Origin of the sequence: Luteibacter yeojuensis, from assembly GCF_011742875.1 — a bacterium.
GTDB classification, from domain to species: Bacteria; Pseudomonadota; Gammaproteobacteria; order Xanthomonadales; family Rhodanobacteraceae; genus Luteibacter; species Luteibacter yeojuensis.
On sequence record NZ_JAAQTL010000002.1, the window covers coordinates 322,024 to 346,108 of the forward strand.

Annotated in this window: 25 protein-coding genes and 1 riboswitch; of the genes, 9 read left to right on the forward strand and 16 right to left on the reverse strand. The window is 68.3% G+C overall.

All coding sequences use genetic code 11. The features are described from left to right. Positions 1 to 531: 531 nt before the first annotated feature. From HBF32_RS16385 to HBF32_RS16410, 6 genes are all read left to right on the forward strand, one after another. Positions 532 to 975, forward strand: coding sequence for a tlde1 domain-containing protein (locus tag HBF32_RS16385; protein WP_166700855.1), 444 nt, complete (start codon positions 532 to 534; stop codon positions 973 to 975). A 621-nt stretch (positions 976 to 1,596) separates the two neighbouring features. Then, complete coding sequence (locus HBF32_RS16390) at positions 1,597 to 2,916, forward strand: APC family permease (RefSeq protein ID WP_166700856.1); 1,320 nt, start codon at positions 1,597 to 1,599, stop codon at positions 2,914 to 2,916. Positions 2,917 to 2,976: 60 nt separating this feature from the next. After that, a complete protein-coding gene (locus HBF32_RS16395; RefSeq protein ID WP_166700857.1) occupies positions 2,977 to 3,531 on the forward strand; it encodes a (2Fe-2S)-binding protein in 555 nt (184 codons plus the stop codon). Then, positions 3,528 to 5,804: a xanthine dehydrogenase family protein molybdopterin-binding subunit gene (locus HBF32_RS16400; protein WP_166700858.1), complete on the forward strand. Its 2,277-nt coding sequence runs from the start codon at positions 3,528 to 3,530 to the stop codon at positions 5,802 to 5,804. The genes HBF32_RS16395 and HBF32_RS16400 overlap by 4 nt, the downstream gene beginning before the upstream one ends. Before the next feature lie 28 nt (positions 5,805 to 5,832). Continuing rightward, a complete protein-coding gene (locus HBF32_RS16405) occupies positions 5,833 to 6,597 on the forward strand; it encodes a class I SAM-dependent methyltransferase (protein ID WP_166700859.1) in 765 nt (254 codons plus the stop codon). An 84-nt stretch (positions 6,598 to 6,681) separates the two neighbouring features. Further along, positions 6,682 to 7,965, forward strand: a complete 1,284-nt coding sequence (locus tag HBF32_RS16410; protein ID WP_166700860.1) for a polyhydroxyalkanoate depolymerase — start codon at positions 6,682 to 6,684, stop codon at positions 7,963 to 7,965. A gap of 88 nt (positions 7,966 to 8,053) precedes the next feature. Here HBF32_RS16410 and HBF32_RS16415 read toward each other — a convergent pair whose 3' ends face one another. Together HBF32_RS16415 and HBF32_RS16420 are read right to left on the reverse strand one after the other, a co-directional pair. Beyond that, on the reverse strand, positions 8,054 to 9,157 hold the full coding sequence (locus tag HBF32_RS16415; protein WP_166700861.1) for an SLC13 family permease: 1,104 nt from the start codon (positions 9,155 to 9,157) through the stop codon (positions 8,054 to 8,056). A gap of 145 nt (positions 9,158 to 9,302) precedes the next feature. Continuing rightward, entirely contained in the window at positions 9,303 to 10,079 is a 777-nt protein-coding gene (locus HBF32_RS16420) for a GIN domain-containing protein (protein ID WP_166700862.1), read from the reverse strand. Between the two features lie 167 nt (positions 10,080 to 10,246). Between HBF32_RS16420 and HBF32_RS16425 the strand changes: the two genes are divergently transcribed. Further along, positions 10,247 to 10,747 (forward strand): hypothetical protein, encoded by a 501-nt coding sequence (locus tag HBF32_RS16425; RefSeq protein WP_166700863.1) that lies wholly within the window; start codon positions 10,247 to 10,249, stop codon positions 10,745 to 10,747. Between the two features lie 196 nt (positions 10,748 to 10,943). Here HBF32_RS16425 and mazG read toward each other — a convergent pair whose 3' ends face one another. The 5 genes from mazG to gspN are packed head-to-tail and all read right to left on the reverse strand — an operon-like array spanning position 10,944 to position 14,662. Continuing rightward, a complete protein-coding gene (mazG, locus tag HBF32_RS16430; RefSeq protein WP_338039819.1) occupies positions 10,944 to 11,735 on the reverse strand; it encodes a nucleoside triphosphate pyrophosphohydrolase in 792 nt (263 codons plus the stop codon). Continuing rightward, a complete protein-coding gene (gene cysQ / locus HBF32_RS16435; protein WP_166700864.1) occupies positions 11,732 to 12,550 on the reverse strand; it encodes a 3'(2'),5'-bisphosphate nucleotidase CysQ in 819 nt (272 codons plus the stop codon). The genes mazG and cysQ overlap by 4 nt, the downstream gene beginning before the upstream one ends. Then, positions 12,547 to 13,104, reverse strand: coding sequence for an ADP compounds hydrolase NudE (gene nudE, locus HBF32_RS16440; RefSeq protein WP_166700865.1), 558 nt, complete (start codon positions 13,102 to 13,104; stop codon positions 12,547 to 12,549). Before nudE ends, cysQ begins: the two co-directional genes overlap by 4 nt. Next, positions 13,101 to 13,889, reverse strand: coding sequence for an inositol monophosphatase family protein (locus HBF32_RS16445; RefSeq protein WP_166700866.1), 789 nt, complete (start codon positions 13,887 to 13,889; stop codon positions 13,101 to 13,103). Before HBF32_RS16445 ends, nudE begins: the two co-directional genes overlap by 4 nt. Next, positions 13,886 to 14,662 (reverse strand): type II secretion system protein N, encoded by a 777-nt coding sequence (gene gspN, locus HBF32_RS16450; RefSeq protein ID WP_166700867.1) that lies wholly within the window; start codon positions 14,660 to 14,662, stop codon positions 13,886 to 13,888. Before gspN ends, HBF32_RS16445 begins: the two co-directional genes overlap by 4 nt. A gap of 35 nt (positions 14,663 to 14,697) precedes the next feature. Between gspN and HBF32_RS16455 the strand changes: the two genes are divergently transcribed. After that, positions 14,698 to 16,068, forward strand: coding sequence for an adenosylmethionine--8-amino-7-oxononanoate transaminase (locus HBF32_RS16455; RefSeq protein WP_166700868.1), 1,371 nt, complete (start codon positions 14,698 to 14,700; stop codon positions 16,066 to 16,068). 7 nt (positions 16,069 to 16,075) lie between these two features. Here HBF32_RS16455 and HBF32_RS16460 read toward each other — a convergent pair whose 3' ends face one another. After that, positions 16,076 to 16,702 carry a 2-hydroxychromene-2-carboxylate isomerase gene (locus HBF32_RS16460; protein WP_166700869.1) on the reverse strand — a complete coding sequence of 209 codons (627 nt, stop codon included), beginning with the start codon at positions 16,700 to 16,702 and terminating at the stop codon, positions 16,076 to 16,078. Between the two features lie 85 nt (positions 16,703 to 16,787). Here HBF32_RS16460 and HBF32_RS16465 point away from each other — a divergent pair, with 85 nt between their 5' ends. Continuing rightward, entirely contained in the window at positions 16,788 to 17,519 is a 732-nt protein-coding gene (locus HBF32_RS16465) for a 16S rRNA (uracil(1498)-N(3))-methyltransferase (protein WP_166700870.1), read from the forward strand. A 27-nt stretch (positions 17,520 to 17,546) separates the two neighbouring features. Here HBF32_RS16465 and HBF32_RS16470 read toward each other — a convergent pair whose 3' ends face one another. The 8 genes from HBF32_RS16470 to HBF32_RS16505 all read right to left on the reverse strand — a co-directional run bounded on the left by HBF32_RS16470 (position 17,547) and on the right by HBF32_RS16505 (position 23,696). Further along, complete coding sequence (locus tag HBF32_RS16470) at positions 17,547 to 18,515, reverse strand: potassium channel beta subunit family protein (RefSeq protein ID WP_166700871.1); 969 nt, start codon at positions 18,513 to 18,515, stop codon at positions 17,547 to 17,549. A gap of 23 nt (positions 18,516 to 18,538) precedes the next feature. Next, positions 18,539 to 19,036: a phosphatidylglycerophosphatase A family protein gene (locus tag HBF32_RS16475; RefSeq protein ID WP_166700872.1), complete on the reverse strand. Its 498-nt coding sequence runs from the start codon at positions 19,034 to 19,036 to the stop codon at positions 18,539 to 18,541. Continuing rightward, positions 19,033 to 19,986: a thiamine-phosphate kinase gene (gene thiL, locus HBF32_RS16480; protein WP_166700873.1), complete on the reverse strand. Its 954-nt coding sequence runs from the start codon at positions 19,984 to 19,986 to the stop codon at positions 19,033 to 19,035. Before thiL ends, HBF32_RS16475 begins: the two co-directional genes overlap by 4 nt. A 72-nt stretch (positions 19,987 to 20,058) precedes the next feature. Continuing rightward, positions 20,059 to 20,505 carry a transcription antitermination factor NusB gene (gene nusB / locus HBF32_RS16485; protein ID WP_166700874.1) on the reverse strand — a complete coding sequence of 149 codons (447 nt, stop codon included), beginning with the start codon at positions 20,503 to 20,505 and terminating at the stop codon, positions 20,059 to 20,061. After that, positions 20,502 to 20,969 (reverse strand): 6,7-dimethyl-8-ribityllumazine synthase, encoded by a 468-nt coding sequence (gene ribH / locus HBF32_RS16490; RefSeq protein ID WP_166700875.1) that lies wholly within the window; start codon positions 20,967 to 20,969, stop codon positions 20,502 to 20,504. Before ribH ends, nusB begins: the two co-directional genes overlap by 4 nt. 46 nt (positions 20,970 to 21,015) lie before the next feature. Continuing rightward, positions 21,016 to 21,951 carry a muramoyltetrapeptide carboxypeptidase gene (gene ldcA, locus HBF32_RS16495; protein ID WP_166700876.1) on the reverse strand — a complete coding sequence of 312 codons (936 nt, stop codon included), beginning with the start codon at positions 21,949 to 21,951 and terminating at the stop codon, positions 21,016 to 21,018. Next, entirely contained in the window at positions 21,948 to 23,039 is a 1,092-nt protein-coding gene (gene ribBA, locus HBF32_RS16500; protein ID WP_166700877.1) for a bifunctional 3,4-dihydroxy-2-butanone-4-phosphate synthase/GTP cyclohydrolase II, read from the reverse strand. Before ribBA ends, ldcA begins: the two co-directional genes overlap by 4 nt. Positions 23,040 to 23,054: 15 nt before the next feature. After that, positions 23,055 to 23,696, reverse strand: coding sequence for a riboflavin synthase (locus HBF32_RS16505; protein ID WP_166700878.1), 642 nt, complete (start codon positions 23,694 to 23,696; stop codon positions 23,055 to 23,057). Positions 23,697 to 23,819: 123 nt separating this feature from the next. Next, positions 23,820 to 23,969: riboswitch (FMN riboswitch) on the reverse strand. Between the last annotated feature and the right edge of the window lie 116 nt (positions 23,970 to 24,085).

The window sequence follows — 24,085 nt, forward strand, 5'->3', positions numbered from 1 at the left end:
GCTTGGCCGGAGGTGTCGGGCTGCGCCCCTCAGCGCTCAGACATGCGGTCGCAAGCGACCGAACTCGCTCTGAGGGGCGCAGCCCGACACCTCTCCGATCACTGAGATAGCTGGCTGGGCGAGCAAAAGCAAAACGCCGCAGTGTCGTGCAAGAAGCGTGCGCATCTCCCCCGAAACCGCACCACGCAGGCGTTTTCATACCGCCCCATACAACGTCGCTCCTGCGAAAGCAGGAGCCCAGCGACTCACGCCCATACGAGCCTCGGATGCGACATCTATCGGTGCCGCCTGAGGAAAATCCCAATCATTCGACGAAGTCACTGCCCCTTTTTGGGAGTGCCCACCACGGCGACGGGCGCTCGCTGCCAACCTGCCGTCCCCAGAATTGCTGGCTTAGCCGCCTTCCGCCTATCGATGAGCATTCTTCTCAAACACGCATAGGAAAAAACCAGCTACAACGCGGCACGCACGTGGCAGCCGTGCCGCCTCATTAAATCGTTTGCGGCCGAATCGGGCCAGAAGGAGTAACGCGTGTTGCATGGCATTTTCGAGTTGAAGCCCAAGACGGCGCTGTCCATCGGCGGCTTTTCGTTCCAGGCATTTTCCGGGAACGGAGAGTTCCGGAATCGACGCACGCACATGTGTGTACCTAACAAAGGCCCCATTCCCGCAGGCATGTATTACATCGTTGACAGACCGCAGAGGCAGTTCAACGTTTTCGATAACGCCGTGAAGGGAGACTGGTTCGCGCTATACGCAAAAGACCGGGTTATCGATGACGAGCGCTGGTGTGACGGGGTGCTTCGCGGGAACTTTCGGCTGCACCCAAAGGGTCCGCGCGGCATCAGCGAGGGCTGCATTACCCTCGAACGCACGTCTGATTTTTACATGCTCCACCGTTTGCTTCGAACCACGACAACGGAAGAGATTCCCGGCACGAAGATCATGTCCTACGGTACGGTGCAAGTATGGTAACCGGACTCAAGCATGTCATCGGGTGGGTGTCGTGGCTGATCGTAGCGACGCACATTTATGGCATCACATGGCTTGCCGTGGACGACTCATCGTACTTCTTCCTTCCTACGGCCGTGTACGACTGGCTCGATGATTTTTTCGGAGCAAATTCGCTTGAATCGACTTACAGCGTCGCCACCTGGTCGACGGCGATAGTCGGAACCTTGGCCGTGCATGCCATCGCGTGGTTAGTCATCCGCACCTCAGTGAGGGGTAGAGCCCTCGGCCGTCCTCCTCGGCGCGGGTAGCGGAGGTGAGGACGGTCGGCGGATAAGGCCCGAAGGGGGCCGGCCAGGATGGCCGGCCTTTTCCGCCGAGACAGGGATGTCGAGTCGGAAAACCCCGCCGACTGTCCGTGCGCGTCGGGGCGCAAGCCATAGGACACTGGCCGCGCAGCGGCCCTCCTTTCCCAAGCGACACCGCAGCGTAGCGCCGAGGGGGACGGCCGAGGGCTCCCGCCGCCTCGCTCAAGCGCTCAAGCTCCGCCGCGATGGCGAAGCCGAGCCGCCAGGAAGCGACCCCAGCTTGCACCGTCGGGGCGACACAAGCCATCCTGCACGCTTTCCCGTTACCGCCACCCCCATGGAAAATCCCGGCTACGCCCGACGCCTCACCCTCATGGACGCCGCGCTCATCGTCGTTGGCGGCATTATCGGCGGCGGCATCTTCCTCAATCCCGGCATCGCCGCGCAGCGCACCGACTCCGGGCTGGTGCTGCTGGCTCTCTGGGTGGGGGGTGGCCTGCTCACCCTGGTCGGCTGCCTCTGCTATGCCGAACTCGGCGCGCGGCGGCCCGAAGCCGGCGGCAGCTACGTCTACCTGCGCGAGGCGTTCGGCCGCCTCGCCGGCTTCCTGTTCGGCTGGACGATGCTGCTGGTGATCTACAGCGGCAGCAGCGCCGCGGTCGCGACGATCTTCGGCAGTTACGCGACCTCCGTCTTCGGCCTGTCGCCGACGCTGGTGAAGCCGCTGGCCGTGGGGGCGCTGGTCTTCGTCACCGGCCTCAATCTCTTCGGCATCCGCTTCGGCGCCCAGGTGCAGAACGTCTTCGCCATCCTCAAGCTCACCGCCATCGCGGTGCTGGTCGTCACCGGCCTCGCCTTCGCCGGTGCCGGCACCACCCAGGCGCTGGCACCGAGCGCCACCCACGTGACGGGCGGCCTCGCCGGCGCGCTGCTGCCGGTGCTGTTCGCGTTCTCCGGCTTCAGCTACCTCAACAACCTGGCGGGCGAGGTGCGCGATCCGCAGCGCACGCTGCCGCGCGCGCTCGTGCTTGGCATGCTCGTCGTGATCGCCGCCTACGTGCTCACCAACTATGCCTATCTCGCCGTGCTCGGCCACGACGGCCTGGCAGCGAGCCAGGCGCCCGCGGCCGACGTGATGAGCCGCGTGTTCGGCGACACCGGTGCGAAGATCATCGCGATCGGCATCGCGATCTCCACGCTCGGCTTCTGCAACATCACCCTCGTGGCCGGCGCGCGCGTGCTCCAGGTGATGGGGGAGGACGGCCTGTTCTTCGCCAGCGTGGCGAAGCTGCATCCGCGCTACCGGACGCCGAACATCGCCCTGATGGCATTGTCGCTCTGGGCCATCGTGCTGGTGCTGGCCGCCAATTACGGCCAGCTGCTCGATTTCGCCACCTTCGGCGACTGGGCGGCCTACGCCGTGACCATCGCCACGCTTTTCTGGTATCGGCGCCACACGGCGGGGCGCCCGGCCTTCGTGACGCCCGCCTATCCGCTCCTGCCGCTCGTCTTCCTGCTCACGGTCGTCGCCGTGGTCGTCGCCTATGCCTGGGACAAGCCGCTCAGCGCGGGCGTGGTCTGCCTCGTGGTGTTCGCGGGCCTGCCCGTCTATGCCGTATGGCGACGACTGCTCGGTAAAGCGGCGCCCGTTCAGTAAAGGCGCTCGCCGATCCCGGCCCCGGATGCCACAATGCCCGGGATTCCCCGAGGACAGCAGATGGCACAGCAAGGCCCGACGTCTCCCGTACCCGTTCCGCCCCGCCAGGAGGCCGGCCAGCCCGCGGTCGGCAAGCCGGTCCGCGAAGGCATCGACGTCATCGTCAACGGCAAACGCTATCGCCACACCGGCGACGAGACCATGCCGCTGCTGTGGTATCTGCGCGACGTGCTTCGCCTTACCGGCGCCAAGTACGGATGCGACCAGGGCGATTGCGGCTTCTGCACGGTGATCGTCGACGGCAAGGCCGTGGCCGCCTGCCAGACGAGGATGGAGAAGATGCGCGGCAAGCGCGTCACCACCGTCGAAGGCCTCGCCGGCGACGACGGCACGCTGCACCCGGTGCAGCAGGCCTGGATCGACGAGGACGCGATCATGTGCGGCTATTGCCAGCCCGGCCAGATCATGGCCGCGGTGGAACTGCTCTCGCGGCAGAAGAATCCCTCCGACGCGGACATCGACAAGATCGGCAACCTCTGCCGCTGCGGCAGCTACGGTCGCATCCGCAAGGCGATCAAGCGCGCCGCCGGTGCCATGAAGGACGGTAAGGCATGAGCGGCGAGGTTCGCCTTTCGCGCCGCCGCTTCCTGAAGTTCGCCGCCGGTACCGCGGGCGGACTGGTCATCGGCATCGGTGCCGTTGGCGCGGTCGACCGTCCGCCGCCGCTGGCCCTGCTCGGCGACGCCTGGGCGCAGGTCGGCCCTTACCTGCGGATCGCCGCGGACGGACGCATCTTCATCGGCGTGCGCGATCCGGACAACGGCGAAGGCACGTCCACGTCGCTGGCTCGCATCATCGCCGAGGAGATCGACGCCGATTGGACGCGGGTGATCGTCGAGCCCCTGGGCCTGGGCGTGACCGTGGGCAACGGCGAGCCGAAATTCATCTATGGCCGCCAACGCAGCGGCGACGCCACCAGCATTCCCGCCGCATGGGCCGACCTGCGCCAGGCCGGCGCGCTCGGCCGCTGGCTGATCCTGCAGGCGGCCGCGCGCCGCCTCGGCGTTCCCGCCGAACAACTGCGCGGCGAAAACGGCATGGTGATCGCCACGGACGGCCGGCGCCTTTCCTACGCCGACCTGGCCTCGGCCGCCGCGGGCATCGATGCCCCTGCGACACCGCCGCCGCTCAAGTCGCCCGACCGTTACCGCCTCATCGGCCAGCCGGCCGGCGACGTGGACGCCCGCGCCGTGGTCACCGGCACCTTGCGCTACGCCTTCGACGAGAGCATCGGCGATCCCGTGATCGCCGTGCTCGCGCGCTGCCCTTATCCGGGCGGCACGCTCGACAGCGCCGACCGCGAGGCCGCGAAAAAGGTCGAGGGCGTCTACGCCATCCTCGACATCGCGCCCGAGCCCAACCAGCCTCCCGGCATGACGGCACAGGCCCCGGCCCTTGCCGTGCTGGCGCGCGACACCTGGTCGGCCTTGCGCGGTCGCGAGGCGCTGAAGGCCCGGTGGAAGGCCGACGCGAATCCGGAACCGGCCGCTTCCGCGCTCGAGCAGCAGGCCGTGCAGGCGTTCGACGACGAAAGCGTCACGCCTTCGATCGTGCGCAACGACGGCGACGTCGCCACGGCGCGCAAGAAGGCCGCGCGCGCGCTCGAAGCCACGTATTTCCAGCCCTGGATAGCGCATGCCACGGCGGAAACGCCGAACTGCGTCGTCCGTCTCGATCCCGGCAACAGCGTCACGGTCATCGCCGCCACGCAGGTACCGCGCCAGGTTTACACGGTGGTGCAACGCATGACCGGCCTGCGCCCCGACCAGATCGACATCCAGGTGCCGCGCGGCGGCGGCGCCTTCGGTCGCCGGCTCGAACAGGACTATGTCGCGGAGGCCATGGCCGTCGCGCTGGCGAAGAAGCCGGACGAGATCCGCAACCGGCCGGTGAAGCTGCTCTGGACGCGCGACGACGACCTCGCCCGCGACTACTACCGGCCGCTGGCCGTGCATCGCTTCAACGCCTCGCTGGATCGCAAGAAGCAGATCGTGGGCTGGCACCAGCGCATGGCGAGCCCCTCCGCGGCCACCGGCCGTGGCGCCCCGGACAACCGGCTGTGGCAGTCCGAGGTGGTTCCCGATGCCCTGCCCGCCGGCCTCGTGCCCAACTTCCGCAGCGACTGGTATCCACTGTCGTCGCGGCTCGCCCGCGGCGAGTGGCGCGGCTCGCCGAACGTCACGCCCACCTTCGCCAGCGAGAGCTTCATCGACGAACTCGCGCACGCCACGAAGACGAATCCGCTCGACTTCCGCCTGGCCCTGCTGGGCGACCCCCGGCAGCTGCCGTACAACGGCCGCGGCGGCCCGATCGACACGGGCCGCCTGGCCAACGTGCTGAAGCTGGCCGCCGACAAGCTCGACTGGAGCCGCTGGCTGCGCAGCGAGAACGGCCTGGGTATCGCCTGCGCCTATGTATTCGGCGCCTATGTGGCGCATGCCATCGAAGTGGCGCCGACCGACGAGGGCATCGACATCCGCCGCGTGGTCTGCGTGGCCGACGTCGGCCGCGCCATCAATCCGCTTGGCCTCGAAGCGCAGTTGCAGGGCGCCACGGTGGATGCGCTTTCCACCGCCCTCAACCTCGCCATCACGGTGAAGGACGGTAAGGTGCAGCAGACAGGCTTCCGCGATTATCCGATCGCCGCCACCCAGCCCATGCCGTACGAGGTGGAGACGGTCGTCGTGCCGTCCACCGCCTCGCCCGCGGGGGCGAGCGTGGTCGCCGTGCCGTCGGCGGCACCGGCACTGGCGAATGCCGTCTTCCGCGCCACGGCGGTCCGCGTGCGGCGTTTGCCCCTGCTGCGCGAGCTGGCGCGGCTGCGCTAGTCCGACTCCCTATCTCCCGAGGTATCGCATGACCATCGCATCGTTCACCTCGGGCCCGTCGGCGCGACGGACCGACGCCGACCTGATCGGCAGCAACAAACGCTTCTACGACGCCCTGTGGTCGGAGGCGAAGCTGTTCGCGCCGGAACAGTTCAACACCTGGCCCCTCGTGGCCGAGCTGGCGGCCCAGACCGCGCGCCGGCTGGAGGTGGCTCCTGGCCTGCGCCCGCGGTTGCCGCTCGCGGACACCCAGTTCGTCGACCTCAGCCGCCCGGCCCTGGCGGAACTGGGCCGCCACGGTGCGCGCGTGGCCAACGCGATGATCGGCGCCCTGCCGTTCCGCGACGCCAGTTTCGACTTCGTCTGCGCGTTCGACATCCTCGAGCACGTGGTCGACGACGAGGGGGCCCTGGGCGAACTGGCCCGCGTGTCGGAACCCGGCGCGCGCCTGTTGATCTCGGTACCCCTCCATCCGGATGCCTGGACCGCCTTCGACGATTTCGTGGGCCATTACCGGCGCTACGAGCCGGAGGCCATCCGCGCGCTGCTCGCCCGCCACGGCTTCGCCATCGAGCGCAGCGCGGTGTACGGCATGCAGCCGAAGTCCTCGAAGCTGCTCGACCTGGGCCAGTGGTTCCTGACCCACCAGAGAGCCCGGGCGATGTGGTGGTACAACCGCGTCTTCATGCCGCTGGGCGTGCGCTTCCAGAAGCCGCTGGCCTTCACGCCGGGCTTCGAGCCGGCGCCGGGCGTGGACGAGGTTCTGCTGGTCTGCCGCAAAACCGGGATTTAAATCGAGCAAAAACAGCAGCTTCACACATGGCGCGGCGCAACTGGTTATGATGCGCGGCATTCCCAGGTCGCGGACTCAAGCTGCATGCTCTATCTCATGCACGAATGGCAACGCTCGATGCTCAGCCCACTTTCCTATTGGGCCGAGGCTGGCGCCAAGATGTTCGGCGACATCGCCAGCCCCTTCGCCCGCATGCCGGGTGCCGACCGGGCGGCGGCGGGCTGCGAGTTGATGTACCGCCTGGGCAAGGCCTACGAGAAGCCCGAGTTCGACATCCACAGCGTCCACGCCCATGGCCACGACGTGGCCATCGTGGAGCAGGTCTCGATGGCGAAGCCGTTCTGCACGCTGAAGCGCTTCAAGCGCTTCTCCGACGACCAGGCCACCGTGGACCGCATGAAGCACGACCCGGCCGTGCTGGTGGTCGCACCGCTGTCGGGCCATCACTCCACCCTTCTGCGCGACACCGTGCGCACGCTGCTGCGCGACCACAAGGTCTACATCACCGACTGGGTGGACGCGCGCATGATCCCGGTGGAGGAAGGCGCGTTCTCGCTGGCCGACTACGTGTCCTACATCGAGGAATTCATCCGTCACGTGGGCGTGCATCGCGCGCACGTCGTCTCCGTCTGCCAGCCGACCGTGCCGGTGCTTGCGGCGGTGTCGCTGATGGCGGCGCGCGGCGAACCCACCCCCGCCACGCTCACGCTGATGGGCGGCCCGATCGACACGCGGAAGAGCCCCACCAGCGTCGACAACCTCGCGACGACGCGGCCGCTGTCCTGGTTCCGCAACCAGCTCATCCACAAGGTGCCCTACCAGTACCCGGGCGCCGGGCGCGACGTGTATCCGGGCTTCCTGCAGCATGCCGGCTTCATCGCGATGAATCCCAGCCGCCACGTCATGTCGCACTGGGATTTCTACGAGAACCTGCGCAAGGGCGACCTCGACGACGCCGAAGCACATCGCAAGTTCTACGACGAGTACAACGCCGTGCTCGACATGCCCGCCGAGTATTACCTCGACACCATCGAGACCGTGTTCCAGGAGCACCGCCTGCCCAAGGGCACCTGGGAGGTACACGGCGAACCGGTGCGTCCGGCGAAGATCAAGGACACCGCCCTGCTCACCATCGAGGGCGAACTCGACGACATCTCCGGTCCGGGCCAGACCGAGGCCGCGCACGACCTGTGCAAGGGCATCGCGAAGAAGCGCCGCAAGCACGTCACCGTGGAGGGTGCCGGCCACTACGGCATCTTCAGCGGCCGCCGCTGGCGCGACGTCGTCTATCCCCAGGTACGCGATTTCATCAAGGCGTTCGACCGGGGCAACAGCAATACGGGCGCGCAAGGCACCCGCAAGGCCTGACCGACCCCTTGTAGGAGCCGCTATAGCGGCGAGAAGCCAACGAAGCGATGAAGCGCGAGGCAAGATTTTCTCGCCGCTATAGCGGCTCCTACAAGAGCAGCCACCCCAAACATCCAACCACCGCGAAGAACGGCAGCGACCAGCGGTGGAACGCGCCCCAGGCTCCGCGTTCGCCCAGCAGCCGCAGGGCGATGAGATTCGCCAGCGACCCCAGCACGAAACCGAACCCGCCCACGTTCACGCCGAACGCGATCGTGCGCCAGTCGTGCGAGTACTCCGCGAGGAGGATCGCCGCCGGCACGTTGCTCACCGCCTGCGAGGCCAGCGCCCCGGCGGCATAGAGGTGCGACGGCTGCTGCAGGCCGAGGCCCGCCACGAACGATGTCACCGTGTCCAGACCGGCAAGCAGACGCAGGTCGACGAACATCAGCACGAAGGTGAGCAGCAGCCCCCAGTCGATGCCCGACACGACACGCCGCCGCAAGGCGAGGAACACGATCGCCACGCCGAGCAGGCCCCATCCCGCGAACCCGAGGTCGGCGACGAGGATGAACGGCACGTAGAGCAGCGCGGCGACGACCAGCATCGTGCGGTCGACCTCCCCGTCGACGCGCTCGTGCACCTGCAGGGAGGTCGCGGGAAAGGCGAGCGCCGTCAGCCCGAGCAGAAGGACCAGCGCCGCGGCGGACAGCGGAAGCATGGTCCAGACGAAGCCGCCGAACCCATTGTTCCATTGCTGCCAGAGGAACAGGTTCTGCGGGTTGCCGATCGGCGTGAGCATCGACCCCGCGTTCACCGCCAATGCCTCGAACACGACGAGCCGGGTCGCCGGCATGCGCGCGATGCGGCACATGCGCAAGGTCAGCGGTACCGCGACGAAAAGCGCCACGTCGTTGGTCAGCAGCATCGAGAGCAGCGCCGTGGATGCGACCAGTCCCAGCGCGGCGACACGACGCGTCGAGGTGCGATCGATCAGCCAATGCCCCGCGACGTCGAGCGCGCCGCTGTATTCCACCGCCTTGGTGAGCAGGAGCAGGCCAGCCAGCGCAGCGATGGTGGGCCAGTCGACCAGGCCCGGCCACGCGGGGAGACGGGACGGCATGACGATCGCGAACAGGATCGCCACGGCGAGCAGCACGAGGAAGAAGACATCGCGGCGCAACTGGCGCAGCGATTCGGGCAGCCATGTCATGAAAAAATCCCGCCAGTGATGACGGGATCATAGCGGATGGTCCTGTGCTCCTGTAGGAGCCGCTATAGCGGCGAGAAGCCCACGAAGCGATGAAGCGGCGACGCGGGTTCCCCTCGCCGCCATAGCGGCTCCTACAAGGGTTTGCTCAGTCGTTATCGCGCGGGATGTCGACCTTGCCGGCGATGCCGTGGTGGTGGACATCGCCGCTGCCGACCGTGCGCACCGTCAGGTCGCCGCGCACGTCGTTCACGTCGAGGTCGCCCGAGCCGATCGTGCCGACCTGTACATTGCCCTGCACGTTCGCGACAGTGGCATCGCCCGAACCGACCGTGCCGATGCGCACCCTGGCGGCGCGCTTCGCGCCGAAGTCGCCGGAACCGACGGAGTCGATCTCCACCGCACCGGTGTCCTCGAGCTTGAAATCGCCGGAACCCACGGTACCGCGCACTTCGCCCTTGATGTCGTGCGCCTCGAGGTCGCCGGAGCCCACGGCGGCGTCGAGCGAGGCCACGTTGCGCACCTTCGCGTCGCCGGAACCGACATGGATCTTCACGGGAACGTCCGCGGGGATCGTGGCCTCCACCTTCAAGTCGGCATAGCGGTTGCCCCAGCCGCTGAACCAGCCGTGCTCGCGCTGGTCCTTCAGCTCCACGACGAGCGTGTCGCCGTCGCGCTGCTGGGTGACCACCAGGTTATCCACGGTCTCCTGGTCGGAGGCGCAGGCCTTGCCGCGCACCGTGCCCTTGCCGGCGGATGCGCCGCCGGAAACGAGCAGGTCGTAGGAGTTCGTGACGAAACGGACGGCATGGACGCCGCGGAGGTCGAGGTCGAGGTTGCGGTCCGCATGGAACTTGCACTGGGTATTGTCGGCCATCGCGGCCGCGGGCAACAGGAGCAGCGAGGCAAGGATCGTTTTACGCATGGAGTGTCCCCTTCGAATGGATACGTTGAACGAGTGATGGATGCCGGCCGAGCGCAAAGGGTTGCACTCGCGTCTTCACGCGAAGCTGACCGGACGGCAACGAGGCCGTCAACCGGCGCCGGGGCGGCACGTTTTCTCCTGTGCGACACCCAACCGGAGACCACCCTATGCAACGCAAGACCTTCCTCGCCAGTGCCGTTTCTCTCCTCCTCGCCGGCTCGGCCGCCTTCGCGTTTGCGCAGGACGCCTCGCCCAAGGCCCCCAGCGCCCCCTCGGCCCAGGCCGGCCAGGCCGATGGCCACCAGGGCATGAAGTGGGACCGTGGCGATCGCGACCATGGCCGTGGCCAGCATGGCGGCTGGGGCCGCCAGGGCCATCGCGGCATGCGCAACGCCGGCGTCATCGGCGACCTGCGCGCCCTCGAGCGCGTGTACGTGATGAGCGGCCGCGCCAAGGAACTGCCGGCGCTGTACAACGACGTGCTGGCCAGGTCGCAGAACCCGATGGTTCGCGACTATGCGTACCGCCACCTGGCCCGTGCGCAGATGCGGCCGCAGAATGTCGACGCCGCCATCGCCACGCTGCGCAAGAGCCTCGACGAGAGCCTCGCGCAGGACCAGAAGCGCCACGAGGAAATGCAGGCGTTCAAGCAGCGGATGCAGAAATAAGCACACGGCGGGGCCGCAAGGCCCCGCTTCCTTAATGTGGGAACCGCTATAGCGGCGAGAAGCCAACGAAGCGGCGATGCCACGCCCTCCGTGTAGGAGCCGCCATGGCGGCGAGGGCAATCTTGCGACCGCTTCGCGAGGTTTCCTCGCCGCTATAGCGGCTCCTACGGATATCGCGAGGTCGGATATCGCAGGTTTAGATGCCCTCGCGCTTCACGCGGGTCCACAACGCTTCCTGGTCTTCCAGCGAATACGAAGACAGCTCGCGTCCTTCCGATTCCGCGACCGCCTCCATCGCGCGGAAGCGCCGCTCGAACTTCGCGTTCGCGCCGCGCAACGCGCGCGACACGTCCACCTTCGCATGCCGTGCCAGGTTCGCGGCGACGAACAACACGTCGCCGATCTCGTCGGCCAGGCGTTCCTCATCGGCGCCGTTGTCGAATTCGTGCCGCACTTCGTCGAGTTCCTCGGCCAGCTTGTCCAGCACGGGCCGGTGATCCGGCCAGTCGAAGCCGACGTTCGCCGCGCGCTTCTGCAATTTCACCGCACGCTGCCATTCCGGCAGGCCGCGCGAAATGCCTGCCAGGGCGCTATCGTCCGCCGAGCCCTTCGCCGCGCGCTCCTCGGCCTTCAGCCGGTCCCAGTCGCGCGAGCGCTCCGCGTCGTCGGCATGCGTCACGTCGGCGAACACGTGCGGATGCCGGCGCAGCATCTTGTCGCAGATCGATGCCACGACGTCGCCGAACGCAAAGTGTCCTGCCTCTTCCGCCATGCGCGCATGGAACACCACCTGCAAGAGCAGGTCGCCCAACTCGTCGCGCAGGTCGTGCATGTCACCGCGGTCGATGGCATCGGCGACCTCGTAGGCTTCCTCGATCGTATATGGCGCGATGGTGGCGAAGCTCTGCCTCGCGTCCCAGGGGCATCCGTTTTCCGGGTCGCGCAGCCGCGCCATGATGGCGATGAGTTCCTCGACGTGCCGCGTCACGCGCCCTCCTCGGGATCGACGAGCCGTGCGGCCCAGTCGATGCTGGTGTCGCCGCAGGCGATGAATTCCGGATTGATGAGCGAATCGCGCGTGTTGTAGCGGAACGGGCGGCCGGCGAGGTCGAGCACGGCGCCGCCGGCTTCCTCGAGCACGCACTGCGCGGCTGCCGTGTCCCACTCCGAGGTGGCGCCCAGGCGCAGGTAGATGTCGGCGTCGCCGCGGGCGAGCACGCAGAACTTCAGCGACGAACCGAGCGAGAAGGTACGGTGCTCGCCGAGGCGGTCGAGCAAGGCCATCGTACGCCCGGTGCCATAGGAGCGGCTTCCCGTCACCATGAGCAGGCCGTCGGCGCGCCGCGTGCCGATCCGTTCGCGGTCGGCCTCGGGAGTTCGCTGGCGCCAGGCTCCCTCGCCCGCGGCGGCCGCGTACAGATCGCCGGTGACCGGCGCGAGGACCACGCCGAGCACGCTGCGATGGTCCTCCACCAGCGAGATGTTCACGGTGAACTCGCCGTTACGCTTCACGAACTCGCGTGTGCCGTCGAGCGGATCGACGAGCCAGTGACGCCGCCATGTGCGCCGCTCCGCCCAGGGCGCGGCGAGCGCTTCCTCCGAGATCACGGGAATGCCCGGGGCGAGCGCCTGCAGGCCTTCCTGGATCACCCGCTGCGCGGCAAGGTCCGCCGCGGTGACCGGAGAGTCGTCGTCCTTGCACACGACCTCGAAATCCTGCGCGTAGATCGCGAGGATGGCATCGGCCGCACGCCGCGCGATGGCGCAGACGGGGTCGAGCCACTGGCCGGCGGGCGCGGTCACGCGGGGTGGTATCGGCCGGCGAGGTACTCGCGGGCCATGAACAGCGCCGCGATGGAGCGGCCCTCGGTGACGTCGTCGCGGGCGAGCAACTCGTGCAGCCTGTCCATGCGCCACGGCACCACTTCCAGCTCTTCCGGTTCGTCGCCCGGCAAGCGCTCCGGGTAGAGGTCTTCGGCCAGCACGACGTGGGCGAGATGGGTCATGTACGACGGCGAGAGCGACAGCGTGCCGAGGATCTTCAGCTTGCGCGCGCCGTAACCCACTTCTTCCTTCAATTCGCGGTTCGCGCCCTGCTCGGTGGTCTCGTCGCGGTCGAGGCGGCCCTTGGGCACGCCGAGTTCGTAGCGGTCCACGCCCACGCCGTACTCGCGTACCAGCAGCACGGTGTGCGGATCGCGCATCGCGACGATCAGCACGGCGCCGAAACCGCTGCCCTTCAGGCGCTGGTAGGTGCGGCGCTCGCCATTGGAGAACTCCAGGTCCACCTCTTCCGCGCGGCGGAGGGGGCTGTCGGGCGCATCGCGCGTCGCGAGGATCGTGGGACGTTTGTTCATCGGCCGATTGTAGCGCCGCGAAGCCTGGCAAGCGCTTCGGCGTGAATGGCCGGCGTGCCGGCGAGCACGCTGCGCGTGGCGAGGTCCGGCGCCCGGCCGTCGAGGTCCGTGAACACGCCGCCCGCCTCGCGCACGATCACGGCAAGCGCGGCCACATCGAGGATGCTGACGTCGGACTCGACGACGAGGTCGAGACCGCCGCGCGCCAGGAGGTGGTAATGGCAGAAATCGCCGTAGCCGCGGATGCGGTTGCTGTCGCGGATCATCCCGCCCAGCGCATGCCAGCGCGCATCGAGCGTGAGGGTCTTCACGTTGCCCAGGGAGAGCGACGCGTCGCGCATCGCCGATGTCGGCGCCACGCGCACGGGCTCGCCGTCGAGGAAGGCGCCACGCCCGCGCACCGCCCACATGCGCTCGTCGTAGACCGGGGCCGAGGAGACACCCAACACCAGCTCGCCGCGATGCATCAAAGCGATCTGCGTGGAGAAGAACGGCGTGCGGCGAACGAAGCTCTTGGTGCCGTCGAGCGGATCCACCAGCCAGAGGTACTCGCGCGACGTGTCGTCGGCGCCGTACTCCTCGCCATAGATGCCGGCTTCCGGCAGCGCCTGCGCGAGGATGCCGCGGATCGCGAGTTCCGCCTCGCGGTCCGCGACGGTGACCGGCGTATCGTCGCCCTTCACGATCACGTCCACGCCGGCGCGCCAGTAATGCAGGATGATGTCCGCCGCCGCGCCCGCGGCGTCGCGCGCGGCGGCCAGGGCCTTGTCGAGGATATCGGTCATAGTGTCGCGATCCGGGGCGCCAGCCCCGCTTTGCGTTGCAGGTTGACGGAGCCGTCGCGACCCAGGGGGCCGAAACGCGCGATAAGGTGGGACAGCGCGCTGTCGGAGAGCCGCGGCGCCAGCTTGCCCTCGATCCGCCAGCCCAGCGGCGAGGCGGCGAGCACGGCGTTCACCGCGAGCGAACCTTCGCTGTTGTCGGCCAAGGTGGCGCGTAGAACGCCGCCGGTGCTCGCGGCCTTGAGCCCAAGGCTGCCGAGGCCGATGTACCCCTCGGGCGTCCGCAGGGCGGCCCTTCGCCACGCGATGTCGGCATCGAGGACCACCGGCCAGTTACCCTGCAGTTCCGCGCGCGGTATGCGGCCTTCCACCACGCCCGTGGGCACGAGGTCGGGGGGCAGGCCCATGCCCGCGAGCGCCGCGGCGTCGAGGCGGAAATCCACGCCGGACCAGGCCATGCGGTCGTCCACGGCGCGTTCGAGGTGTCCGTCGAAATGTCCCGCGCGGCCGTCGAGATGCAGGTCCAGGTGCGTGCGGCCGAGTATCGCGTCCCGGCCCAGCCGCCAGGTGGCGGCACCCAGCTCGCGCCCGTCGGCCAGCCCCACGCGCCCTGCGCGGCCGTTCCACAGCGTTCCCGAGAGGTCGTCGAGGACGAGGCCGTGCGCGCGCCGCGCTAGCAGGGGCACGGCCACGGAAGCCGGCAGGAACCAATAGAACAACCCCGCCGCGGCGACCAGCAGGGCCACGGCCAGGACGAGCCAACGGAACCACTTCAAACCATCACCTCGTTCCAAGGAATTATCATGGGCGGATGACCGATACCCTTTTTGGCTCCGTGCCCGTCGATACGCTGGTCGCCCGCGACCTCTCCGTCCTCTGGCACCCGTGCACGCAGATGCACGACCACGAAACCTTGCCCATGGTACCCGTCGTGCGCGGCGAAGGGGCGTGGCTGGTGGGGGCCGACGGCAAACGCTACCTCGACGCCGTCAGCTCCTGGTGGACAAACCTGTTCGGCCACGCCGAGCCGCGCATCGGCGCGGCGCTCAAGGACCAGCTGGACAGGCTGGAGCACGTCATCTTCGCCGGCTTCACCCATGAACCGGCGCTGGAACTGGCCGAAGAGCTCGTGCGGATCACGCCCCCGGGGCTCGAACGCGTGTTCCTGGCCGACAACGGGTCTGCCGCCATCGAAGTCGCGCTGAAGATGAGCTTCCACTACTGGCTGAACCGGGGCCACGGCGAAAAAACCCGCTTCATCGCGCTGACCGGCAGCTACCACGGCGAGACGCTCGGCGCGCTGTCCGTCAGTGACGTGGCGCTCTACCGCAAGACCTATGCGCCGCTGCTGCTCACGCCCGAACTCGCGCCCTCGCCCGACACGTACGAGGGCGAACCCGGCGAATCGCCGCGGGAGATCGCGGCGCGGCGACTCGGGGAGATGCGCGCGATCCTCGAACGTCACGCGCACGAGACCTGCGCCGTGATCGTCGAACCGCTGGTCCAGTGCGCCGGCGGCATGCGCATGTACGACCCGTCGTACCTCACCGGTCTCCGCGCGCTCTGCGACGAGTTCCAGGTGCACCTGATCGCGGACGAGATCGCCGTGGGCTTCGGCCGCACGGGCACGTTGTTCGCCTGCGAACAGGCCGGCATCGCGCCCGACTTCATGTGCCTGTCCAAGGGCCTCACCGGCGGATTCCTTCCGCTTTCCGCGGTACTCACGACGCAGGACGTATACGCGGCCTTCTATGCCGAATACGCCTCGGGCAAGGCTTTCCTGCATTCGCACAGCTACACCGGCAATCCGCTGGCGTGCCGCGCCGCGACGGCGACGCTGAAGATCTTCCGCGACGATCCCGTGCTCGAGCGCAATCGCGCGCTCGCGGCGCACATGGCCGCGCGCATCGCACCGATCGCCGAGCATCCGCATGTGGCCCACGTGCGCCAGACCGGCATGATCGCGGCCATCGAACTCGTCGCCGAAAAGGCGTCGCGCACGCCCTTCCCCGCCGCGGACCGGCGCGGACTGCGCGTCTACCGGCACGGATTGGCGAACGGCGCGCTGCTGCGGCCGCTCGGCAACATCGTGTACTTCATGCCGCCGTACGTGATCACGGAGGTGGAGATCGATTTCATGGTCGACACGGCCATGGCGGGCATCGCGAAAGCCGTCGCCTAGGGACACCCTAGATCCGCGAGAGGCCGACGGGCAGCGCGCCGAGCCGGGCCATCTCGCCCTCGGCGAACATGTCCGGGTGGGCGAGGTAATCCATGGCGAAGGCATGTGCGTCGGCGCCCCAGAACAACTCGTCGCCGATCGCCAGCGTCGGCACGCCGAAGACCCGCCGGCGCATGGCCTCCTCGAAATGCGCCTGCAGCTGCGCCTTTACCTCGGGCGCGGCCAGCGCGGCGCGGACATCGGCGATACCGAGCGACGCGGCCAGAGGCTCCAGCGCTTCCGCCGTGTCCGCGGCGCGACCGTGCGCCCAGATCCACTCGAAGATCGCCCCCACGGCGTCCACGGTGTTGCCCGCGGCGATGCACAGCCGCAGCGCGGGCAGCGGATTGAACGGATGGGTAGGCGGGAACCGCAGCGGGATACCCGCCTTGCGGGCGCGCCATTGGGCATAGCGATAGGTGAACTCGCGCTTGCGCTCGATCTCCGCGGGACCGCGCTGGTCCATCTGCTTCAGCAAGGCGCCGAACAGGAAGGGGCGCAGCGACACCTCCCGCCGGGTCGCCAGCTCGCGGATCGACTGCCATTGCAACCAGGAGAACATCGAGATGAAGTCGAAGTACCAGGTGACGGGCATGCGTAAGCTCCTGCGGTCGACCTCCGCGACGATAGCGGCCCCGGCGGCTCGCTACAATGCACTTTCCGTGACACAGAGCCCATTCATGCGCACCATTCGTATCCACGTCGATTCCCCTCTCGCCAGCGGCAGCGATGTCGTCCTCCCGGCGCAGGCCGGCGAGCACGTGGCCCGGGTGCTTAGACTGGAGGTGGGAGCGCCGGTGGTGTTGTTCTCCGGCGACGGCATGGAATACGAGGCCACGCTGGTCGGCGTGGGCAAGCGCGAAGTGGTGGCGTCGGTCGGTGCCGGACGTGCGCCCGGCAACGAATCGCCGCTGGCGCTGACCCTCGCGCAGGGCGTGGCGCGCGGCGAAAAGATGGACCTCATCGTGCAGAAGGCCACCGAACTGGGCATCGCACGCATCGTGCCGATCCTCACCGAACGCTCGGAAGTGAAGCTCGATCCGGCGCGCGCCGGGAAGCGGCTGGTGCACTGGCGCGCCGTGGCGGCCAGTGCGTGCGAGCAGTCAGGACGCGCACGCCTGCCGGTCATCGAGCCGGCGGTATCGCTTGCCGCATGGCTGGCGACCCTGGGCGACGGAGGCCCGATGCGCCTTGCCTTGCTTCCCGAAGGCACGAAGCGCCCGCGCGAACTCGCCCTCGCCGACGCGGCCATCCTCGCCATCGGCCCGGAAGGCGGCTTCGGCGAACGCGACCGCTCGGCGCTGGCGGGCAACGGCTTCATCGGGCTGAAGCTGGGACCGCGTATCCTCCGCACGGAAACCGCCGGCCTCGCCGCCATCGCGGCGCTTCAGGCCCTCTACGGCGACGTGTAACCAACCTTGTGGGAGCCAAAGCGACTATCAGCTAAGGACAGACGCGATGCGGCGCATCGTTTCGTCGTCCAGCAGCGGCACGGCGTCGAGCGCCTTCAGGTTTTCCTCCAGCTGCGAAACCTTGCTGGCGCCGAGGATCACCGTCGAGACGTTCGGATTCTTCAGGCACCACGCCAGGGCAAGCCGCGATAGCGGGATGTCCAGGTCCGCCGCGATCGGCGCCAGCGCCTGCACCGTCTTCAGGCGCGCACCGTCATTGTCCAGCAAGGCGTCGCGCAGCCATGCGAAGTCCGGGTGATTGAGACGCGAATCGTCCGGCACACCGTCGTTGTACTTGCCGGTGAGCAGGCCCGAGGCGAGCGGCGACCAGATCGTCGTGCCCATGCCGTAGCGGTCGTACAGGGGTGCGTATTCGCGCTCGACGCGTTCGCGATGCAGCATGTTGTACTGCGGCTGTTCCATCGAGGGCGCGACCAGATGGCGCTCGGCGGCGATGCGATGCGCCTCCTCGATGCGTTCGGCAGGCCATTCGCTGGTGCCCCAGTAGAGCACCTTGCCCTGGCGGACGAGCGTGTCCATCGCCAGCATCGTCTCTTCCAGCGGCACGTCGGGATCGGGGCGATGGCACAGGTACAGGTCGAGGTAATCCACGCGCAGGCGCCCGAGTGCCTGGTGGCAGGCATCGAGCACATGCTTGCGGGAAAGGCCGCGCTGCGTCGGGCGTGGATCCTTGACCGCGCCGAAGTACACCTTGCTCGATACGCAATAGCCGTCCCGCGGCAACCGCAGGTCGGCCATCACGTCGCCCATCAGACGCTCGGCGTCGCCGGCGTTGTAGGTCTCGGCGTTATCGAAGAAGTTGATGCCGCGATCGTAGGCGCACGCGATGAGGTCGCGCGCGGCGGAACGGCCCACCTGCCGCCCGAAGGTGACCCAGGCGCCGAAGGAAAACGCGGAAATCTTGAGACCGGTCGAGCCGAGGCTACGGTATTCCATACACTTGCACTCCTTTTCTTCAATCACGCTGCCCGCACGATCAACCATAACACCACGGCGGCGAAAATCCCGGCGACGACGTCGTCGACCATCACGCCGAGGCCGCCTTTCATGCGCCGGTCGAGCCAGCCGATCGGCCACGGCTTCCAGACGTCGAACAGGCGGAACAGCAGGAAGCCGCAAGGGACGGCCCACCACGGTGCCAGCAGCGCGGGGAGCAGGGCGATCCACTGGCCGACGAATTCGTCCCACACGATGCTGCGATGATCGGCGACACCGAGGATGCGGCCGGCGACCTCGCACGCCCACACGCCGATCGCGAAGGCGACGACGACGATGGCGAGCCACCCGGCCACGGGAAGATCGCGCAGCAGAAGCCACGGCAGCAGCGCCGCCAGCGAACCGAACGTGCCCTGCGCCTTCGGCGTCAGTCCGGAGCCGAAACCGCAGGCGAGCCATCCTGCGGGAGAGGCGAGCAGCCGGCGGCGGTCGGCGGGATCGAGGACGTATTTCGTGCTCATGCGGCGAAATGGTTCCAGCCGGCGCGCGCCGGTTCGTAGAGGTTGCCCCGTGCATCGAACACGCGCACGCCCGCGTCTTCGACGATGCGACCCACGCGCGCGGCGCCGCAGCCGAGACGGGCCAGCGTGGCACCGACCTCGCCCGCGCGATCGGCGGGTACGGTGAAGCAGAGTTCGTAGTCGTCGCCGCCGGCCAGCGCGAAGTCCAGCGCATCGGCATCGGCGAAATGGGTGAGCAACGCGGAAGACCGCGGCAGCATCTCCGCGTCGATATCGGCACCGACGCCGCTGGCCGCGCAGATATGGCCCAGGTCGGCGACGAGGCCGTCCGAGACGTCGATGCAAGCCGTGGCGATGCCGCGAAGCGCCTGCCCCGCCGACACGCGTGGCGTCGGCCGGTTCAACCGTTCGACCAGCGCGGCATAGGCGGAGGCATCCGGTTCGGCGAGGCAGCGCAGACCGGCGGCGGCATCGCCCAGGGTGCCGGTGACCATCACGACGTCGCCCACCCTCGCACCCGAGCGCAGCAGCGCCTCGCCGGGTGCGGTGAAACCGTGCACGGCCACCGTGACGGTCAACGGACCGCGCGTGGTGTCGCCGCCGACCAGCGCGAGCCGGTAGGGCGTGGCGAGTTCCGCGAAGCCGCGCGCGAGGCCGTCGAAGAAGGCTTCGTCGCCGTCCGGCGTGGTGAGCGCGAGGAGCGCCCACGCGGGCGTGGCGCCCATCGCGGCGAGGTCGGAGAGATTCACGGCCAGCGCTTTCCAGCCGATATCGGCCGGCGCGGTGCCCGCCGGAAAATGCACGCCCTCGACGAGCGTGTCCACCGCGATGGCGAGTTCGCGGCCGGACGGCACGGCGACGATGGCGGCATCGTCGCCGATGCCCTCGACGACGTCGTCGCGATTGACCTCGGTGTGCCGGCGGATCCGTTCGATCAGATCGAATTCCATGCGTTTCCCTTCAATGGAGAGAGAGCCATGGTCGTGGGACGCGCGCTGGCGCGCTCCCCACCGGGTATGTCCCTAGGATCGCTTTTCGGCCGTACGCCAATGCGTCGCGAGTTTGTCGAGCACGCCGTTCACATAGCTGTGGCCGTGGTCGGCACCGAAGCGCTTCGTGGCTTCCACCGCCTCGTTGATCACGACGCGGTATGGAACGTCCGGACGGTACTTCAGTTCGTATGCGCCCATGCGGAGCGCGGCGCGCTCGATGGGATCGATCTGCGCCACCTCGCGGTCGACGAAGGGCTTGATGCCGTCGTCGAGCTCCTTCACGTGCTGCTCCACGCCGCGGAGGATGTCCTCGAAGTACTCGAGGTCGGCCACTTCCATGTCCTGCTCGTGGCGGAACTGATCGATGACGCTGGCCATCTTGCTGCCGCCCACCTGCCACGCGTACAACGCCTGCAGCGCGCGGCGGCGGGCCCGCGAGCGCGCGGCGAGGTCGATGCCGTGCGGAGGCGTGTTCATCGATCGAGCTTCGCGTAGAGGTTGACCATCTCGATGGCGACGAGGGCCACATCGGCACCCTTGTTGCCGGCCTTGGTGCCCGAACGCTCGATGGCCTGCTCGATGCTGTCGGTAGTCAGCACACCGAAGGCCACCGGGATGCCGGAATCGTAGGCGGCCTGGCCGATGCCCTTGGCGGCTTCGCTCGCCACGAAATCGAAATGCGGCGTGGAGCCGCGGATCACGGCGCCAAGGCCGATCACGGCGACATAGTTGCCGGAACGGGCGATCTTGCTGGCAGCCTGGGGAATCTCGAAAGCGCCGGGGACGCGGACGAGATCGATCGCGTCGTCGGCCACGCCGTGACGACGCAGCTGGTCGCGTGCGCCCTCGACCAGCGAATCGACGACGAACGCGTTGAAACGGCCCGCGACGATGGCGAAGCGGCCCTTGGGAGTGGCGAAATCGCCTTCGATGATCTTCATTCTCGGAAAGTCCTGTGGCGGATCGGCCGCCGCGCGGCCGGACATTTTACGGGGTTTTCGGCCGGGGGTGGCCGCTGAAGCGAAGCTTGGCCTGCCCGCCTGCGACGGCAAGGTGGGCCGGGGCGCCGAACGGCAGGGTGAACTTGGCCGGTCCGTGGCCGAACGGCAGGCCGCGGATCACCGGGATGCCGGCGGCCGAAGCGATGCGGTCGAGGGCGATGTCCACCTCGTAGCCGTTGTCGTACGCCGAGATCCGATAACCGGTGAAGTCGCCCACGAGGAGCGCCTTCTGCGTGCCCAGCACACCGGCGTGGAGCAGGTGGTAGAGCATGCGCTCCACCCGGTAGGGCGGTTCCGCGATGTCCTCGACGAAGAGGAGCCCTCCCTCGATCCGCGGAAAATACGGCGAACCCACCAGGCCACCGAGCATGGCGAGGTTGCCGCCCCAGAGCGTGCCCTCCGCTTCGAGTTCCGGGGCGCCCGGAGCCGCCCATTCGGCCTGCCCTTCCCCGTTCGCCAGGGTGTGCCAGAAATGTTCCCAGGTAAGGGGATCCAGCTCGGCGGCGCCGAAGTCGGCGCCAAGCATCGGGCCGCCGTAGGTCACGACACCGCTCTTCGCGTACAGGGCGCACTGCAGGGCGGTGAAGTCGCTATGGCCCACCAGCGCGACGGGCGCCCCGCGCAGGCGCGCGCCCAGGCCCACGTAGTCGAGCAGCGGCAGGAGCGGATGCGCACCGTATCCGCCACGGATCGCCAGCGCGATATCCGGCAACGGGCGCGACGGGTCGGCGAGACCGTTGATATCGGCGCCACGCTCCGCATCCGTGCCGGCGAACCGCAGGTCGCGCCGCTCGAGGACGCCCTTCCCGTGCACCCGATGCCCCGCCGCCTCGAGCCGCGCGATGCCGCGCTGCATGGCCTCGGGGGTATGCGGATAACCGGAAGGAGCGATCAGGCGGATGTCGTAGCCGGGCGTCGTCATCCTGCCTGTTCCACTACCTCGAGGCCGAAGCCCGCGATGCCGACGAACTTGCGGGGCGTGCCGAGTACGCGCAGACGGGTCACGCCCAGGTCGGCGAGGATCTGCGCGCCGAGGCCGAGCTGGCGCCACTCCTGGTCGTCCTTCGGTGCCGGCATCGGCGCCGTATCGCGCTTGAGCCGGGCGAGCAGCGCATCGGGGGTGTCCTCGCCGGACAGCACCAGCAACACGCCGCGGTCCTCCGCATCGATCCGGCGCAGGGCGTCGGTCACGGTCTGGCCCAGGTCGTCGCGCTTCAGGTGGAGCACGTCGGACAACGTGTTGCGCACGTGCACGCGGGTCAGCACCGGCTGGCCGTCGTCGACGTTCCCGCGGACCAGCGCGATGTGCAGGCCGTTGCGGATCGCGTCGCGGAACGCGACCAGGTGGAAGCGCCCGAATTCGGTATCCACCGCTTCCTCGTGGACGCGCGTCACCGTCTTCTCCGTTTCCATGCGGTAACGGATGAGGTCGGCGATGGTGCCGATCTTCAGGCCATGCTTCGCGGCGAAGGCCTCCAGCTCGGGGCGGCGGGCCATGGAGCCGTCGTCGTGGAGGATCTCGATCAGTACCGAGGACGGTTCGAGCCCCGCGAGGGCGGCCAGGTCGCAGCCCGCTTCCGTGTGGCCGGCACGCGTGAGCACGCCGCCCGGTTGCGCCGTGAGCGGGAAGACGTGTCCCGGCATGGTGATGTCGCCGGGGCCGGCGTTCTTCGCCACGGCCACCTGGACGGTGCGCGCGCGGTCGTGCGCGGAGATACCCGTGGTGACGCCTTCGGCCGCCTCGATCGAGACGGTGAAGTTGGTATGGAACGGCGAATTGTTGTCGCTGACCATCGGCTTCAGGCCGAGCTGGCGCGTGCGCTGTTCGGTCAGCGTGAGGCACAGCAGTCCGCGCGCCTCGCGGACCATGAAGTTGACGTCCTCCGGCCGCACCTTTTCCGCGGCCATGACGATGTCGCCTTCGTTCTCGCGGTCTTCGTCGTCGAGGATCACGACCATGCGCCCGTTGCGCAGGTCCTCGAGGATCTCGGGAATGGTGTTGAACGACATGTTCCGGAGCTCCTCTCAGGCGAAACCGTGCTGCTTCAGGAACGCCTCGTCGAGGCGCGGACTGTCGCCGCTGGCCAGCAGGCGTTCAACGTAGCGGGCCACCACGTCCACCTCGATGTTCACGGCGTCGCCGGGGCGGCGCGCCGAGAATGCCGTATGTTCCACCGTATGCGGGATAAGGTTCACCCCGAAGCGGTGGCCGTCCACCTCGTTCACCGTGAGGCTGGTGCCATCGATGCAGACCGAGCCCTTGTGCGCGATATAGCGCGCCAGCCCGGCGGGCACTTCGAACGTCCAGCGCAGCGAGCGGCCATCCGGCACGATGGAGACCACTTTGCCGGTGCCGTCCACATGCCCGGAGACGAGGTGGCCACCCAGGCGGTCGGCGAGGCGCAGGGCCTTTTCGAGGTTCACCGGGTCGCCCGGCTTGTGCTTGCCGAGCGTGGTATGGGCGAGGGTTTCGTTGGAGACGTCGGCGGCGAAGCTGGCGCTGTCGACAGCGATCGCGGTGAGGCAGACGCCGGACACGGCGATGCTGTCGCCGAGGGCGACGTCGGCCATGTCGAGGCCCGCGGTGTCGACGGTGAGGCGGACGTCGCCGCCACGGGGTTCGAGCCGCGCGATGCGGCCGACGGACTGGATGATGCCGGTGAACATGTCAGTGGCCTCCCTGGGCGGACGCCGTCTGGTATGTGATTTTCATGGTCGTTTCCCGCAAGTGGTGAGCGAAAAACGCCCCAAGGCAAGGCCTCGCCTCGCTCCCGGGGAGGAGCGGACGAACGCCGTCTTCTTTCATCCGGACTGTGACCGTCGGCTCCGGCATCGGACCGGATCTGCTGACCCCCCGGCGTCGCCGGGAGCGCTCGCGGGCTCGCTCCCTCGCGGGAGCCTACCGCCGGTGGGGAGTTTCGCCCCGCCCTGAAGACGCTGTGGAAGACCTGCTCCCGGGGAGCAGGCTGGCGGAGGATACCACGCCACGAACGTTGCCTCCTTGCAGGAGCCGCTACCTACCTTGTAGGAGCCGCTATAGCGGCGAGGGAACGTGC

Coding starts and splice junctions, on each gene's coding strand:
- HBF32_RS16390 (WP_166700856.1), top strand. CDS start 1,597: ATGGAAAATCCCGGCTACGCCCGACGCCTCACCCTCATGGACGCCGCG.
- HBF32_RS16395 (WP_166700857.1), top strand. CDS start 2,977: ATGGCACAGCAAGGCCCGACGTCTCCCGTACCCGTTCCGCCCCGCCAG.
- HBF32_RS16400 (WP_166700858.1), top strand. CDS start 3,528: ATGAGCGGCGAGGTTCGCCTTTCGCGCCGCCGCTTCCTGAAGTTCGCC.
- HBF32_RS16405 (WP_166700859.1), top strand. CDS start 5,833: ATGACCATCGCATCGTTCACCTCGGGCCCGTCGGCGCGACGGACCGAC.
- HBF32_RS16410 (WP_166700860.1), top strand. CDS start 6,682: ATGCTCTATCTCATGCACGAATGGCAACGCTCGATGCTCAGCCCACTT.
- HBF32_RS16415 (WP_166700861.1), bottom strand. CDS start 9,157: ATGACATGGCTGCCCGAATCGCTGCGCCAGTTGCGCCGCGATGTCTTC.
- HBF32_RS16420 (WP_166700862.1), bottom strand. CDS start 10,079: ATGCGTAAAACGATCCTTGCCTCGCTGCTCCTGTTGCCCGCGGCCGCG.
- HBF32_RS16425 (WP_166700863.1), top strand. CDS start 10,247: ATGCAACGCAAGACCTTCCTCGCCAGTGCCGTTTCTCTCCTCCTCGCC.
- nudE (WP_166700865.1), bottom strand. CDS start 13,104: ATGAACAAACGTCCCACGATCCTCGCGACGCGCGATGCGCCCGACAGC.
- HBF32_RS16445 (WP_166700866.1), bottom strand. CDS start 13,889: ATGACCGATATCCTCGACAAGGCCCTGGCCGCCGCGCGCGACGCCGCG.
- HBF32_RS16455 (WP_166700868.1), top strand. CDS start 14,698: ATGACCGATACCCTTTTTGGCTCCGTGCCCGTCGATACGCTGGTCGCC.
- HBF32_RS16460 (WP_166700869.1), bottom strand. CDS start 16,702: ATGCCCGTCACCTGGTACTTCGACTTCATCTCGATGTTCTCCTGGTTG.
- HBF32_RS16465 (WP_166700870.1), top strand. CDS start 16,788: ATGCGCACCATTCGTATCCACGTCGATTCCCCTCTCGCCAGCGGCAGC.
- HBF32_RS16470 (WP_166700871.1), bottom strand. CDS start 18,515: ATGGAATACCGTAGCCTCGGCTCGACCGGTCTCAAGATTTCCGCGTTT.
- HBF32_RS16475 (WP_166700872.1), bottom strand. CDS start 19,036: ATGAGCACGAAATACGTCCTCGATCCCGCCGACCGCCGCCGGCTGCTC.
- thiL (WP_166700873.1), bottom strand. CDS start 19,986: ATGGAATTCGATCTGATCGAACGGATCCGCCGGCACACCGAGGTCAAT.
- nusB (WP_166700874.1), bottom strand. CDS start 20,505: ATGAACACGCCTCCGCACGGCATCGACCTCGCCGCGCGCTCGCGGGCC.
- ribH (WP_166700875.1), bottom strand. CDS start 20,969: ATGAAGATCATCGAAGGCGATTTCGCCACTCCCAAGGGCCGCTTCGCC.
- ldcA (WP_166700876.1), bottom strand. CDS start 21,951: ATGACGACGCCCGGCTACGACATCCGCCTGATCGCTCCTTCCGGTTAT.
- ribBA (WP_166700877.1), bottom strand. CDS start 23,039: ATGTCGTTCAACACCATTCCCGAGATCCTCGAGGACCTGCGCAACGGG.
- HBF32_RS16505 (WP_166700878.1), bottom strand. CDS start 23,696: ATGTTCACCGGCATCATCCAGTCCGTCGGCCGCATCGCGCGGCTCGAA.